Genomic DNA, 15665 nt, shown 5'->3' on the forward strand with positions numbered 1-15665 from the left:
ATGCGCTGGCGCTGCCAGTACCCCACACTTCGTGACATACACGAGTCAGCGCGGCTGTCAGCGTGGTCTTGCCATGGTCTACGTGACCAATGGTGCCCACGTTTACGTGCGGCTTGTTACGCTCAAATTTTGCTTTAGACACGGTTACACCTCTTCCTGTTTCTTAAGTCCTGGGGATCAACCCTTTTTAATGATCGCTTCGGCAATGTTCGAGGGAGCTTCCATATAGCGGGAGAACTCCATCGCATAAGACGCCCGACCCTGCGTTGCTGAACGCAGATCGGTGGCGTAACCGAACATCTCCGACAACGGAACCTCGGCACGGATGGTCTTGCCCGACGGGCCGTCTTCCATACCCTGAACCAGACCACGGCGGCGGTTAAGATCGCCAACGACGTCACCCATGTAATCTTCAGGAGTAACGACTTCGACTTTCATAAGCGGCTCAAGCAGTGCCGGATTGGCTTCCAGCGCACCTTTCTTCATCGCCATGGAGCCGGCAACCTTGAACGCCATCTCGTTCGAATCCACATCGTGATAGGAACCGTCGTACAGCGTAGCCTTGATCCTCAGCAGCGGGTAACCGGCCAGACAGCCGTTCTGCATCTGCTCCTGAATGCCTTGCTGGACAGCAGGGATGTATTCCTTGGGAACGACACCACCAACGATTTCATTCACGAAGATAAAGTTCTCGCCATCTTCCTCATCAAGAGGCAGCGGCTCAAGCTTGAGCTTGACGTGACCGTACTGACCACGACCGCCGGATTGACGAACGAACTTGCCCTCCACATCCACGTTCTTGCGGATGCACTCACGGTAAGCAACTTGCGGCTTACCAATGTTTGCTTCTACCTTAAACTCGCGACGCATGCGGTCAACGAGGATATCCAGGTGCAGCTCGCCCATACCAGAGATGATGGTCTGACCCGATTCTTCATCAGTACGCACACGGAAAGAAGGATCTTCCTGAGCTAGTTTGCCCAGGGCAACACCCATCTTTTCCTGGTCGGCCTTGGACTTGGGCTCAACCGCAACCGAAATTACCGGCTCCGGAAATTCCATGCGTTCAAGAACAATTCGATTATTCTCGTCACACAGAGTGTCACCAGTGGTCACGTTCTTCAGACCGATGGCGGCAGCAATGTCACCAGCCAGCACTTCTTTGATCTCTTCACGATCGTTGGCATGCATCTGCACCATACGACCAACGCGCTCTTTTTTGCCTTTCACGGAGTTGTATACGGCATTTCCCGATTCAAGCTTGCCCGAATAAACCCGGAAGAAGGTCAGCGTACCAACGAACGGGTCGGTAGCGATCTTGAACGCCAGAGCAGCAAACGGAGCATCGTCATCAACCGGACGAGTTTCTTCCGTACCTTCGTCATCGACCTCACCACGGATCGCCTTGACTTCATCAGGCGCAGGCAGGAACTCGATAACAGCATCCAGCACTGCCTGAACGCCCTTGTTTTTGAAGGCAGAGCCGCAGGTGGCCAGAACGATCTCGTTGGCGATAGTCCGGGCGCGCAGACCAAGCTTGATCTCATCAAGCGTCAGCTCTTCACCTTCCAGATACTTCACCATGAATTCTTCATTGGCCTCAGCAGCTGCTTCGACCATCTCTTCGCGAGCTTTCTCGGCATCTGCGACAAGCGACTCAGGAATATCCCTCGTCTCGTAGGTCATACCCTGATCGGCTTCGTTCCAGTAAATTGCCTTCATGCGAAGCAGATCAACGATACCCTCGAACTCATCCTCAGAGCCAATCGGCAACTGGATAGGCACTGTGGTCGCACCCAGGCGCTTGCGAATCTGCTCTACAACACGCATGAAGTCAGCGCCGGCACGATCCATCTTGTTGACGAACACCATGCGCGGAACTTCATACTTGTTGGCCTGACGCCATACTGTTTCAGACTGCGGCTCAACACCGGATGAGCCACAGAACACCACGACAGCGCCGTCAAGTACACGCAAGGAACGCTCAACCTCAATGGTGAAGTCAACGTGCCCCGGCGTATCGATGATGTTTACACGGTGCTCCGGATACTGCTTATCCATACCCGACCAGAAAGTTGTAACAGCTGCAGAGGTGATGGTAATACCACGCTCCTGCTCCTGCTCCATCCAGTCAGTTGTAGAAGCACCATCATGGGTCTCGCCCATTTTGTGACTACGACCGGTATAGTAAAGAATACGCTCGGTCGTGGTGGTTTTGCCCGCATCCACGTGCGCACAAATACCAATGTTTCTGTAACGTTTGATAGGAGTTTTACGTGCCACTGTATAAACCTCGGCTGATTAGAAACGGAAGTGAGAGAACGCCTTGTTGGCTTCTGCCATGCGATGAACGTCTTCGCGCTTCTTAACAGCGGAGCCCTTGCTATCAGCGGCATCCAGGATCTCACCTGCCAGACGCTGCGCCATGGACTTTTCACCACGCTTCCGTGAATATTCTACGAGCCAGCGCATGGCCAGCGCGTTCTGACGGGAAGGCCGCACCTCAACAGGCACCTGGTAGGTAGCACCACCAACACGACGGGATTTGACCTCAACCATCGGCTGGATGTTTTCCAGGGCCTTCTCGAACATCTCGATCGGCTCTTCCTTTGACTTGTCGGCGACGATATCGAGCGCGCCATAAACAATGCGCTCTGCAACGGCTTTCTTGCCACTTTCCATCACATGGTTGATGAACTTGGCCAGCCGTGCACTATGAAACTTAGGATCCGGGATAATTTCCCGTTTTGCTGCAACTCTTCTTCTAGGCATCGATAAGCCCTTATCTATTAAAAGGTCTTCAGGAACCCCTGAGATAGCATCAGCTACTCAGCCTTACTCTCATCGTTCTAAGTAGCAACGATAAAAGACACCCGCTTGGGACATCAGGACTTGGGTCGTTTTGTACCGTACTTGGAGCGGCCCTGCTTACGGTTCTGCACACCCTGGGTGTCCAGTGTTCCGCGAACAGTGTGATAGCGCACACCCGGAAGGTCCTTGACTCGACCGCCGCGGATCAGCACAACACTGTGCTCCTGAAGGTTGTGACCTTCACCACCAATGTATGAGGAAACCTCGTAGCCGTTAGTCAGGCGAACACGGCACACTTTACGCAGTGCTGAGTTCGGCTTCTTCGGCGTTGTGGTGTACACACGAGTACATACACCACGGCGCTGAGGACAAGCCTGCAGAGCAGGAACGTCGCTCTTGGCTGCCTTGCGTTTACGAGGCTTACGCACCAACTGATTAATCGTTGCCATGTAAGCAAACTCCAAAAAACCGTATCAATGAAACTTACCCCCGACATGCGGGGGTAAAATTTGAGGGTCGCAAGTGTAAGCCCGCGCCCCCGAACAGTCAAGATGACTGATCTCTTTTTAACCACCCGCGGCGTACGTAACTACCGGCGGGTGGCGATGCCAGCCAACTCAGCTTTCGCGATTGAGCTCGGCACTCAGAGCTTCTTCCACATCCGCCGCGGTTACGCCCTGCTCTTCCAGCTCGCGCTTACGCTTGCGCTCTGCATGGTAAGCAAGACCGGTACCGGCCGGAATCAGACGACCAACTACGACGTTTTCCTTCAGACCGCGGAGGTAGTCCCGCTTGCCAGTGACGGCGCCTTCGGTGAGAACCCGAGTGGTCTCCTGGAACGATGCTGCGGAGATAAAGGACTCTGTTGCCAGAGAAGCCTTGGTAATACCCAACAGCAGACGCTCGCATCTTGCGGGCTCCTTGTCCGCCGCTTCCGCTTTCTCGTTCTCTTCCATGAACTGGGTAATTTCAACCTGATCACCACCCAGCAGGCTGGTATCGCCGGCATCGGTAATCTCGACCTTGCGCAGCATCTGACGAACAATGACTTCGATGTGCTTGTCGTTGATTACAACACCCTGCAGGCGGTACACGTCCTGGATTTCGTTGGTGATGTACTTGGCCAGTGCCACCACACCCAGCAGGCGCAGAATATCGTGCGGGTTGGACGGGCCGTCGGAGATAACCTCACCCTTCTCGACCGTTTCACCTTCGAACACGTTCATCTGACGATGCTTCGGAATCAGAACCTCATAGGGATCCGCATCCTTCGGCGTAATAACCAGACGTTTCTTGCCCTTGGTTTCCTTGCCAAACGAAACCACACCACTGACTTCCGCCAGGATAGAGGATTCCTTCGGGCGACGGGCTTCGAACAGGTCGGCAACACGCGGCAGACCACCAGTGATATCCCGGGTCTTCGAACTTTCCTGTGGAATACGGGCAACCACGTCACCCAGTTCGACCCTGGCACCATTGGCCATGGTCACCAGCGCGTTGCCTGGCAGGAAGAAGATTGCCGTACCGCCACCTGGCAGATCAACGTCGTTACCCTTCTCGTCAATCAACTGGATGGCAGGACGGATATCCTTACCAGCCGCCGGACGCTCCTTGGGATCGATAACCTCCATGGTGGACAGACCGGTCAGCTCGTCGGTCTGGGTCCGAACGGTAATGCCCTGATCCATGTTGACGAACCGGACAGTACCTTCAGCCTCGGCGATGATCGGGTGAGTGTGCGGATCCCATTTGGCGACCGCAACACCGGCTTCGACGGCATCCCCGTGCTTGACCGATAGCACAGCGCCATACGGAAGCTTGTACCACTCCCGCTCACGGCCCTGCTCGTCGGCAATCGCCAGTGCAGAAGAACGGGAAATAACGACCAGCGTACCGTCGCTCTTTTCTATCGACTTCAGGTTGTGCAGGCGAACGGTACCGCCATGCTTGACCTGGATGTTGTCGACCGCAGACGCCCGGCTCGCAGCACCACCGATGTGGAACGTACGCATGGTGAGCTGGGTACCCGGTTCACCGATGGATTGCGCTGCGATAACACCAACAGCCTCACCAACGTTGACCTGGTGGCCTCGCGCGAGGTCACGACCGTAACACTTGGAGCAGATGCCGTGGCGGGTTTCACAGGTAATCGCGGAACGAACCCATACCTCGTCCACACCGGCACGCTCAAGTGACTCAACCGCTTTCTCGTCCAGCAGAGTGCCGGCCTCGACAACAGCATTGTCTTTATCGGTCGGTGTGAACGCAGCGCGTGCAGTAACACGACCAAGAACACGGTCACCAAGGGGAACAACCACGTCGCCGCCTTCGATGTGCGGCGTCATCAGCAGGCCTTCCTCGGTACCACAGTCTGTTTCGGTAACAACCAGATCCTGGGACACGTCAACCAGACGACGAGTCAGGTAACCGGAGTTCGCCGTCTTCAGGGCGGTATCTGCCAGACCCTTACGGGCACCGTGCGTCGAAATGAAGTACTGGAGTACGTTCAGGCCTTCACGGAAGTTCGCAGTGATCGGGGTTTCGATGATCGAGCCATCCGGCTTCGCCATCAGACCACGCATACCCGCCAATTGACGAATCTGCGCTGGGGAGCCCCGGGCCCCGGAGTCGGCCATCATGTAAACGGAGTTGAAAGACTCCTGCATGAGGTCTTCGCCATTCTCGCCTTTGACCGCCTTGCCGTCGGGCCCTATAACTTGCTCCTGGGACAAGCGGTCCATCATAGCCTTCGACACTTTGTCGTTGGCACGGGACCAGATATCGATAACCTTGTTGTACTTCTCGCCCTGGGTCAGCAGACCGGACGCGTACTGGGTTTCAATATCCTTGACTTCCTCGGACGCGGCATCCACCAGCTCGTATTTCTCCGGCGGGATCTCGAAATCGTTGAAACCGATCGAGATGCCGGAAACGGTCGCGTAGTGGTAACCCATGTACATGATCTGGTCGGCGAAGATAACGGTATCCTTCAGGCCAGCGTCACGGTAACAGGTGTTGATCAGATTGGAGATTGCCTTCTTGACCATGGGCTTGTTGACCAGGTCGAAAGACAGACCGTCGGGCACGATGTCGAACAACAGTGCACGGCCAACGGTGGTATCCACAATCTTGTACTCTTCAGTACGCTCGCCGTCTTCCTGGATGGCCACTTCCTTCACACGCACCTTGACGATGGCCTGAAGATCAACCTTGCCGGCACCGTAGGCACGATGCGCCTCTTTAACGTCGGCGAAAACCATGCCTTCACCCAGAGCACTCTTGCGCTCACGGGTCATGTAATACAGCCCCAGAACAACGTCCTGCGACGGCACGATGATGGGCTCACCGTTGGCAGGCGACAGCACGTTGTTGGTAGACATCATCAACGCACGGGCTTCGAGCTGGGCCTCCAGGGTCAGCGGCACGTGGACCGCCATCTGGTCACCGTCGAAGTCGGCGTTATAGGCGGCACACACCAGCGGGTGCAGCTGAATCGCCTTTCCTTCGATAAGAACCGGCTCGAACGCCTGGATGCCCAGGCGGTGAAGCGTCGGTGCCCGGTTCAGCATGATCGGATGCTCGCGGATGACCTCGTCCAGGATATCCCAGACCACGCCCTCTTCGCGCTCGACCATCTTCTTGGCGGCCTTGATGGTGGTCGCCAGTCCGCGATGCTCAAGCTTGGAGAAGATGAACGGCTTGAACAGCTCCAGCGCCATTTTCTTGGGGAGACCACACTGGTGCAGACGCAGGTATGGACCAACCACGATCACCGAACGACCGGAGTAGTCCACACGCTTACCAAGCAGGTTCTGACGGAAACGACCCTGCTTGCCCTTGATCATGTCAGCCAGTGACTTCAGCGGGCGCTTGTTGGTGCCGGTAATAGCACGGCCACGACGGCCGTTGTCCAGCAGTGCGTCCACAGCTTCCTGCAGCATCCGCTTCTCATTGCGCACAATAATGTCAGGAGCGTTCAGCTCCAGCAGGCGCTTGAGACGGTTGTTACGGTTGATCACCCGACGGTACAGGTCGTTCAGGTCAGACGTTGCGAAACGTCCGCCGTCCAGCGGCACCAGCGGGCGCAGGTCCGGCGGCAGAACCGGCAACACGGTCATGACCATGTCGCCCGGCTTATTGCCGGAGTACAGGAAAGCTTCAAGAATCTTCAGACGCTTGCTGAATTTCTTGATCTTGGTTTCAGAGTTGGTCTGGGGAATCTCTTCCCGCAGCGCTTCAACCTCGGCCTGCAGATCGATGCCTTCGAGCAGTTCCTGAACCGCTTCCGCACCCATACGGGCGTCGAATTCGTCACCGAACTCTTCCAGGGCTTCGTAATACTGCTCGTCGTTCAGCAACTGCCCTTTCTCAAGGGTCGTCATGCCCGGCTCGATCACGATGAACGATTCAAAATACAGCACCCGCTCGATATCGCGCAGGGTCATGTCCAGCATCAGGCCGATGCGGGACGGCAGTGACTTCAGGAACCAGATGTGGGCAACCGGGCTGGCGAGCTCGATATGACCCATGCGCTCACGGCGCACACTGGCCAGTGCCACTTCAACCCCACACTTCTCGCAGATAACACCACGGTGCTTGAGGCGCTTGTACTTGCCGCACAGACACTCGTAATCCTTGATCGGGCCGAAGATTTTGGCACAGAAAAGACCGTCACGCTCAGGCTTGAACGTACGGTAGTTGATGGTCTCAGGCTTTTTGACCTCACCAAAAGACCATGAACGGATCATGTCAGGCGACGCCAGCCCAATACGGATGGCGTCAAATTCCTGCTTCTGGTTCTGGTTTTTGAGAAGATTCAGCAAATCTTTCATCAGTAACAGCTCCGGATGGCGTTATTCTCGGGCGGGCACCGACCGGTACCCGCTCACGCTGCCAAAAACAATTCGGCTCAGTCGGATTCCAGCTCGATGTCGATACCCAGCGAGCGGATTTCCTTGACCAGAACATTGAAGGACTCGGGCATACCCGGCTCCATACGATGGTCACCATCGACAATGTTCTTGTACATCTTGGTCCGACCATTCACATCATCAGACTTCACGGTAAGCATTTCCTGCAGCGTATACGCTGCACCGTAAGCCTCGAGGGCCCACACTTCCATCTCACCGAAGCGCTGACCACCGAACTGCGCCTTACCACCCAGCGGTTGCTGGGTAACCAGGCTGTACGAACCGGTGGAACGAGCGTGCATCTTGTCGTCGATCAGGTGGTTCAGCTTGAGGATGTACATGTAGCCGACAGTCACCGGACGGTCAAACTCGTCGCCGGTACGGCCGTCATACAGCACAGTCTGGCCAGTCGTACTCAGACCTGCCAGCTCAAGCATACGCTTGACCTCTGCCTCCTTGGCACCGTCAAATACCGGCGTTGCCATGGGAACACCTGCGCGCAGGTTATTGGCCAGCGCCAGGATCTCTTTGTCACTCAGCGAATCAAGGTCCACCTGGGTGACCTCATCCGAGTGGTTGTAGATCTCATCCAGCAGGCTGCGGAGCTCAGCGATCTTACGCTGCTCCTCCAGCATCCGGCTGATACGCTCACCCAGCCCCTTGGCAGCAGCGCCGAGGTGGGTTTCAAGAACCTGACCTACGTTCATCCGCGACGGAACGCCCAACGGGTTCAGCACGATATCAACGGTGTTGCCGTACTCGTCGTAAGGCATGTCCTCGATAGGCATAACCGCAGAGATAACACCCTTGTTACCGTGACGGCCAGCCATCTTGTCACCCGGCTGAATCCGGCGCTTGATCGCGAGGTAAACCTTCACGATCTTGAGAACACCCGGAGCGAGGTCATCGCCCTGCTGAAGCTTGCCTTTCTTGTCGTCAAAGCGCGCTTCATGATCCTTCTTGCGATCCTCAAGGCCCTGCTCGGATTTCTCCAGCAGCTCGTTCAGCGCCTCATCCTTCATTCGCAGCTTGAACCAGTCATTACGTGGCAGTTCCGCCAGGTAGGACTCTTCAAGCTTGGCGCCCTTCTTCAGACCCGGGCCGCTGATGACTTCCTGTCCATTCAGTGCATTGGACAGCCGCTCGAACGTCGCACCCTCAACAATACGGTATTCGTCCTTCAGGTCCTTGCGGTACTCGTCCAGCTGTTCTTTCTCGATATACTGGGCGCGCTGGTCCTTCTCAATGCCGTCACGGGTAAAGACCTGTACGTCAATAACCGTACCACGGGTACCTGTTGGTACTCGTGAGGACGTGTCCTTCACGTCCGACGCCTTCTCACCAAAGATGGCACGCAGGAGCTTTTCCTCCGGCGTCAGCTGGGTTTCGCCCTTCGGCGTTACCTTACCGACCAGGATGTCACCAGGGCCAACTTCCGCACCGATGTAGACAATACCGGACTCGTCCAGTTTGGACAGCGCGCTTTCACCAACGTTCGGAATATCCGCGGTAATTTCTTCGCTACCCAGTTTGGTATCCCGAGCCACACAGGTCAGTTCCTGGATGTGGATGGTGGTCAGGCGGTCTTCCTGAACCACTTTCTCGGAGATAAGGATGGAGTCCTCAAAGTTGTAACCGTTCCAGGGCATGAACGCGATGCGCATGTTCTGCCCCAGCGCCAGCTCACCCAGATCCACGGAAGGACCATCAGCCAGCACGTCACCACGGGCGATTTCATCTCCCTGGTTAACAATGGAACGCTGGTTGATACAGGTGTTCTGGTTTGAGCGGGTGTACTTGGTGAGGTTGTAGATATCCACACCTGCATCACCGGCTTCAGTTTCGTCGTCGTTGACACGCACCACAATACGGGCGGCATCGACGCTTTCGATCACACCGCCACGGCGGGCCGTCACACAAACACCGGAGTCCTGGGCCACGGTACGCTCAACACCAGTACCTACCAGAGGCACTTCTGAACGCAGGGTCGGGACAGCCTGGCGCTGCATGTTGGAGCCCATCAGGGCGCGGTTGGCGTCATCGTGTTCCAGGAATGGAATCAGCGATGCAGCCACCGACACCACCTGGCGCGGAGATACGTCCATGAAATTGACGTTTTCCGGCGGCGTAACGGTAAATTCGTTCTGGTGGCGAACGGTGACCAGCTCGTCAGACAGGCGCTTGTTCTCGTCCATTGCCGCGCTGGCCTGGGCGATGATGTAGTTACTCTCTTCAATCGCAGAGAGGTACACCACTTCGTCTGTTACCAGTCCGCCCACAACTTTCCGGTACGGGCTCTCAAGGAAACCGTAGGAGTTGGAGCGGGCATAGGTTGCCAGCGAGTTGATCAGGCCGATGTTCGGGCCTTCCGGCGTCTCGATGGGACATACACGACCATAGTGGGTCGGGTGCACGTCACGAACCTCGAAACCGGCACGTTCGCGGGTCAGGCCGCCAGGACCGAGAGCCGAAATACGGCGCTTGTGAGTCACTTCCGACAGCGGGTTGTTCTGGTCCATGAACTGGGACAGCTGACTGGAACCGAAGAATTCCTTCACCGCAGCAGCGACCGGCTTGGCATTGATCAGGTCCTGAGGCATCAGGCCCTCGCTTTCTGCCAGGCTCAAACGCTCACGGACGGCACGCTCAACACGCACCAGGCCAACGCGGAACTGGTTCTCTGCCATTTCACCGACACAACGAACGCGACGGTTACCCAGGTTGTCGATATCATCGACATTGCCCTGACCGTTACGGATATCGATCAGCGTCTTGAGGACGTCGATGATGTCGTCGTGCGTCAGCGTACCTTCACCAGTGCTTTCTTCACGGCGCAGGCGGCGATTCAGCTTCATACGGCCAACGGCTGACAGGTCATACCGCTCTTCCGAGAAGAACAGATTGTTGAACAGGTTCTCTGCCGACTCCTTGGTGGGCGGCTCGCCCGGGCGCATCATGCGATAGATCTCGACCAGCGCCTCAAGCGGCGTACGGGTCGGGTCGATGCGCAGCGTGTCCGACATGAACGGACCACAGTCCAGGTCGTTGGTGTACAGGGTTTCAATCTCTGTAACACCAGAGTCCAGGATCTTGGTAACCACTTCTTCAGTGAGCTCAGTATTACACTCAACCAGTACTTCCCCGGACTTGGTATCGATCATGTCCTTGGCCAGTACACGGCCGTAGAGGTATTCCGTCGGCACTTCCAGCTCGGTCAGGCCAGCCTTTTCAAGCTGCTTGATATGACGAGCGGTAATCCGGCGGCCTTCCTCTACAATAACAGTGCCCTTCTTGTCCTTGATATCGAACGTTGCGATATCCCCGCGCAGGCGGCTGGGAACCAGTTCCAGCTTGCATACTTCGGGGCCGATACCGAATTTACTGGTATCGAAGAACATATCCAGCATCTGCTCGGAGTTATACCCCAGAGCACGGAGGAGGATAGACGCAGGCAGCTTCCGGCGACGGTCGATACGAACAAAGACCGAGTCCTTGGCGTCAAACTCGAAGTCCAGCCAGGAACCACGGTAAGGAATGACCCGCGCCGAATACAGCAGCTTGCCTGACGAGTGGGTTTTGCCCTTGTCATGATCGAAGAACACACCCGGTGAACGGTGGAGCTGGGAAACGATAACCCGCTCGGTACCGTTGATAACGAAGGTACCGTTCTCGGTCATCAGGGGCATTTCGCCCATGTAGACTTCCTGCTCTTTAATATCTTTGATCGCCTTGTTGGACGATTCCTTATCATAAATGATAAGTCTTACTTTAACCCGCAGCGGAGCTGCGTAGGTTACGCCCCTAAGCTGGCATTCCTTGACGTCAAATACCGGCTCGCCGATGCGGTAACTCACGTATTCGAGTGCGGCGTTGCCAGAATAACTGACAATCGGGAATACGGATTTGAATGCTGCGTGGAGACCGGTTTCCCGACGATTTTCGGGTGCGGCTTCACTTTGGAGGAAGTCCCGGAACGAATCCAGCTGTATAGACAGCAAATAGGGAACATCCATCACGGACGGCAATTTACTAAAATCTTTGCGAATCCGCTTTTTCTCAGTATAGGAGTAAGTCATCTGCATTCCCCAGCTTTAGACCTGATACCTGGTATCAAGAAGCAACCATTTTCATGCTTCGGGGCCGAATTGCTCGGCTTACTGCGCCGTCTTGAACAAGACTCTCGCTGTAGGTTATAGAATCTGACAGCACCACAAGATCGGCGTTCAGAGTCTATAGCATATACAACAGAAAAAGGCCGGTGGCACACGGCCACCAGCCTGTCCATGCTTAACGCACGGTTTCGATCAACAGCCAACTCTTACTTAAGCTCAACAGAAGCGCCTGCTTCCTCAAGCTTCTTCTTGGCTTCTTCAGCGTCGTCTTTGCTAGCTGCTTCCTTGATAACGGAAGGAGCGCTGTCGACCATTTCCTTAGCTTCTTTCAGACCCAGGCCAGTCAGTTCACGAACGGCCTTGATAACGTTTACTTTCTTCTCACCAGGACCGGTAAGAACAACGTCAAATTCGGTCTGCTCTTCAGCAGCTTCGCCTGCAGCAGCAGCGGCAGGAGCAGCAGCTACGGCGGCAGCCGCAGATACGCCGAACTTCTCTTCCATTGCTTCAACCAGAGCAACAACGTCCATTACGCTCATTTCAGCAATTGCGTTCAAAATGTCTTCGTTAGACAGAGCCATGACTTTCTCCCAAAAATATAAAAATGGTGTTCAACAGAATCAAGCAGCTTCTTGCTTCTGGTCTCGAACTGCCGCTACAGCACGGGTCACTTTCGTTGGAACTTCGTTCAGTGTCCGCGCAAGCTTGGTAATCGGTGCCTGTGTGACGATAGCCAGCATTGTCAACGCTTCGTGACGCGTTGGCAGCTTGGCAAGGCGATCGATCTGGTCTGCGCCCATCAGCTCACCGCCGACAGCCAGGCCCTTGATCTCGAATGCCTCTTTCTCTTTGGCGAAATCCTTAAGCAGGCGTGCAGCCGCACCCGGATCTTCCATAGAGAACGCCAGAATGGTCGGGCCAACCAATGCTTCATCAATGCACTCGAACTCGGTACCGCGAATCGCAATCTTCGCCAGATTGTTACGAACAACCTTCAGAAGCACGTTTTCGGCACGAGCCTTGGCACGAAGCGCCGTCATATCACCTGAGGTGACACCACGGTAATCAGCCATAACCACCGACAGAGCACCACCGGCAGTCTCGTTGACTTCAGCGACGATCGCTTTCTTGTCTTCGAGTCTAATTGCCACTGGATTTCTCCTCGATTTCGCCGGGGATATCCCGGCAAACCCACATATACCCCTCGCGAGGCTCCTAACGGTGTTTGGGTTCAGAGAGAACGTCTTCACACCGTCTGCGCAGGCGTTGCTTTAACCCGTATAGCCAGAAGGCTTCTGGGGCCTGCGGTCTTTGACAGCCTTGGCTTCCGCCCAGACTACAAAGCAACTACCGCCCAGGTGCTCAGATATTCAAAGCACTCTGGTCGATAGTCAGGCCAGGACCCATCGTCGATGACAGGGTTACCTTTTTGAGGTAAACACCTTTCGAAGAAGACGGCTTGGCCTTTTTCAGGTCTGCGATCAGAGCTTCAAGGTTTTCCTTGATGTTCTGCGCAGAAAATTCCACATTACCCATCGGAGCATGGATGATACCGTTCTTGTCTGTACGGTAACGAACCTGACCTGCCTTGGCATTTTTTACGGCAGTTTCAACGTCCGGGGTAACAGTGCCGACCTTCGGGTTCGGCATCAGGCCGCGGGGACCCAGAATCTGGCCCAGCTGACCGACAACACGCATGGCATCCGGAGTGGCAATAACCACGTCGAAATCCATGTTGCCTTTTTTAACTTCTTCCGCCAGATCATCCATACCGACGATGTCGGCACCAGCTGCGGTCGCCTTCTCAGCGTTCGCGCCCTGTGTAAATACTGCTACACGCACCGTTTTACCGGTACCGTGAGGCAGAACAGTGCTGCTACGCACCACCTGGTCGGATTTACGTGCGTCGACACCAAGATTTACGGCTACGTCCACAGACTCCTTGAACTTTACGGTCTCACCCAGTTCAACCAGCAGTGATACTGCCTCGTCGACGGAGTAGGCGCGGGCGGAATCCACTTTTTCACGAATCAGCTTCTGACGCTTGCTAAGCTTTGCCATGTTACAGGCCCTCCACGTTCAGGCCCATGCTACGGGCAGTTCCGGCAATGGTCCGTACCGCAGCATCCATATCGGCTGCAGTCAGGTCCGGCTCTTTGGTTCTGGCGATTTCTTCCAGCTGGTCCCGGGTAACAGTACCGACCTTGTCGGTATTCGGGCGACCAGAGCCACTCTTGATGCCGGCTGCCTTTTTGAGCAGCACCGGTGCGGGCGGAGTCTTGGTGATAAAGGTAAAGCTGCGATCACTGTATACAGTGATAACCGTCGGAATCGGCAGGCCCGGCTCCATATCCTGGGTCTGGGCGTTAAACGCCTTGCAGAACTCCATAATATTTACGCCGCGCTGACCCAGCGCAGGACCAACGGGGGGACTCGGGTTGGCCTTGCCGGCAGCAACCTGAAGCTTGATATACGCGTCAATCTTCTTAGCCATGATTTTTCTCCTGTGGGTGCGAACGCCTTACGGCTCCCCTATTTTCACAACTGCCAGTAGCAGACACAAAAAGCCCGCGTCGCCATAGCGCGCGAGCTTTCAGCATGTAAGGCTGCCAATCAGTCTTTTTCGACCTGACCAAACTCCAGCTCCACCGGAGTCGAACGACCGAAAATCAACACGGCAACCTTGACCCGACTCTTGTCGTAGTCAACTTCTTCAACAACGCCATTGAAGTCCGCAAACGGACCCTCAGTGACGCGAACAATCTCGCCCGGCTCGAACAGGGTCTTCGGCTTGGGCTTGTCGGCACCGCTCTCTACGCGACGCAGAATAGCCTCAGCTTCTTTTTCGGTAATCGGTGCGGGCTTGTCCTTGGTACCGCCAATAAAACCAAGAACCTTTGGCGTATTCTTGACCAAGTGCCAGCTGGCGTCATCCATTTCCATCTGCACCAGAACATAGCCGGGATAAAACTTGCGCTCACTCTTGCGCTTTTTCCCCTCGCGCATCTCAACGACTTCTTCTGTCGGCACCAGAATCTCGCCAAACTTCTCTTCCATGCCGTCGAGAGAAACACGCTCCCTGAGAGTGCGCATTACCTGCTTTTCGAAGCCAGAATACGCATGAACCACGTACCAGCGCTTAGCCATTGCCCACTCCTGTTACCCGATAACTCCGGAGACCAGCCAACTGATCAACGAATCCATACCCCACAGCATCAACGCCACAACCAACACAAACACAACAACGATGGCTGTAGTCTGGATCAGCTCCGGCCTGGTGGGCCATACGACCTTCCGGATTTCAACCCTGGCTTCCTTGAGTAGGGCAGCGAAACGCCGACCACGCTCGGTTTGGAGCGCCACAAAAGCGGCGACCAGAGCAAGAGCTACGAGAGCCAGCACCCGATACAGCAGTGACTCGGCACTAAAATACTGATTGCCAACGACGCCGACGGCAATCAGAACAAACACAACCAGCCACTTTACTGCATCGAAGCCACTGGTCGAACGATCGGCTTTTGACTCCATAGGAATCAGCTTATGTATCCGGATGTTAAAAAATGGCAGGCCAGGAGGGAATCGAACCCCCAACCTGCGGTTTTGGAGACCGCTGCTCTGCCAATTGAGCTACTGGCCTGCACCGAAACAACTCAGCGCACTTACTTCGAGCTCTTACTCAAAAAGAGCAATCACTCGATGATCTTGGAGACCACACCGGCACCAACAGTACGGCCGCCTTCACGAATCGCGAAGCGCAGGCCATCTTCCATGGCGATCGGGTTGATCAGGGTAACACTCATCTTCACGTTGTCACCCGGCATTACCATTTCCA

General features: G+C 55.4%; 12 protein-coding genes, 1 tRNA gene and 1 pseudogene. All 14 read right to left on the minus strand.

Features of this window, described 5'->3' with window-relative positions:
* On the minus strand, positions 1 to 142 hold a 142-nt coding region (locus ABJM11_RS15965; RefSeq protein WP_348120808.1), incomplete at its 3' end, for a GTP-binding protein.
* Positions 143 to 177: 35 nt separating this feature from the next.
* On the minus strand, positions 178 to 2283 hold the full coding sequence (gene fusA, locus ABJM11_RS15970) for an elongation factor G (RefSeq protein ID WP_348295197.1): 2106 nt from the start codon (positions 2281 to 2283) through the stop codon (positions 178 to 180).
* Positions 2284 to 2301: 18 nt separating this feature from the next.
* Positions 2302 to 2772 carry a 30S ribosomal protein S7 gene (gene rpsG, locus ABJM11_RS15975; protein WP_114614492.1) on the minus strand — a complete coding sequence of 157 codons (471 nt, stop codon included), beginning with the start codon at positions 2770 to 2772 and terminating at the stop codon, positions 2302 to 2304.
* Between the two features lie 113 nt (positions 2773 to 2885).
* Positions 2886 to 3260: a 30S ribosomal protein S12 gene (rpsL, locus tag ABJM11_RS15980; protein WP_348295198.1), complete on the minus strand. Its 375-nt coding sequence runs from the start codon at positions 3258 to 3260 to the stop codon at positions 2886 to 2888.
* Between the two features lie 168 nt (positions 3261 to 3428).
* Positions 3429 to 7643: a DNA-directed RNA polymerase subunit beta' gene (rpoC, locus tag ABJM11_RS15985; RefSeq protein ID WP_348295199.1), complete on the minus strand. Its 4215-nt coding sequence runs from the start codon at positions 7641 to 7643 to the stop codon at positions 3429 to 3431.
* Positions 7644 to 7720: 77 nt separating this feature from the next.
* Entirely contained in the window at positions 7721 to 11797 is a 4077-nt protein-coding gene (rpoB, locus tag ABJM11_RS15990; RefSeq protein WP_348295200.1) for a DNA-directed RNA polymerase subunit beta, read from the minus strand.
* Positions 11798 to 12039: 242 nt separating this feature from the next.
* Positions 12040 to 12414: a 50S ribosomal protein L7/L12 gene (gene rplL / locus ABJM11_RS15995; protein ID WP_348295201.1), complete on the minus strand. Its 375-nt coding sequence runs from the start codon at positions 12412 to 12414 to the stop codon at positions 12040 to 12042.
* A gap of 39 nt (positions 12415 to 12453) precedes the next feature.
* Positions 12454 to 12984: a 50S ribosomal protein L10 gene (gene rplJ / locus ABJM11_RS16000; protein WP_348295202.1), complete on the minus strand. Its 531-nt coding sequence runs from the start codon at positions 12982 to 12984 to the stop codon at positions 12454 to 12456.
* Positions 12985 to 13195: 211 nt separating this feature from the next.
* Positions 13196 to 13894, minus strand: coding sequence for a 50S ribosomal protein L1 (gene rplA, locus ABJM11_RS16005; protein WP_348295203.1), 699 nt, complete (start codon positions 13892 to 13894; stop codon positions 13196 to 13198).
* 1 nt (position 13895) lies between these two features.
* Positions 13896 to 14327 carry a 50S ribosomal protein L11 gene (gene rplK / locus ABJM11_RS16010; protein WP_027830872.1) on the minus strand — a complete coding sequence of 144 codons (432 nt, stop codon included), beginning with the start codon at positions 14325 to 14327 and terminating at the stop codon, positions 13896 to 13898.
* Between the two features lie 119 nt (positions 14328 to 14446).
* Positions 14447 to 14980 carry a transcription termination/antitermination protein NusG gene (gene nusG, locus ABJM11_RS16015; protein ID WP_348295204.1) on the minus strand — a complete coding sequence of 178 codons (534 nt, stop codon included), beginning with the start codon at positions 14978 to 14980 and terminating at the stop codon, positions 14447 to 14449.
* A gap of 12 nt (positions 14981 to 14992) precedes the next feature.
* Positions 14993 to 15361 carry a preprotein translocase subunit SecE gene (secE, locus tag ABJM11_RS16020; protein WP_348295205.1) on the minus strand — a complete coding sequence of 123 codons (369 nt, stop codon included), beginning with the start codon at positions 15359 to 15361 and terminating at the stop codon, positions 14993 to 14995.
* Positions 15362 to 15394: 33 nt separating this feature from the next.
* A tRNA-Trp gene (locus ABJM11_RS16025) sits at positions 15395 to 15470 on the minus strand.
* 52 nt (positions 15471 to 15522) lie between these two features.
* Positions 15523 to 15665 (minus strand): annotated as a pseudogene (gene tuf / locus ABJM11_RS16030) (elongation factor Tu); the annotation flags it as partial.

The sequence above is a fragment of the Marinobacter sp. genome (genome assembly GCF_039977835.1).
In the GTDB taxonomy this organism is placed as follows: domain Bacteria; phylum Pseudomonadota; class Gammaproteobacteria; order Pseudomonadales; family Oleiphilaceae; genus Marinobacter.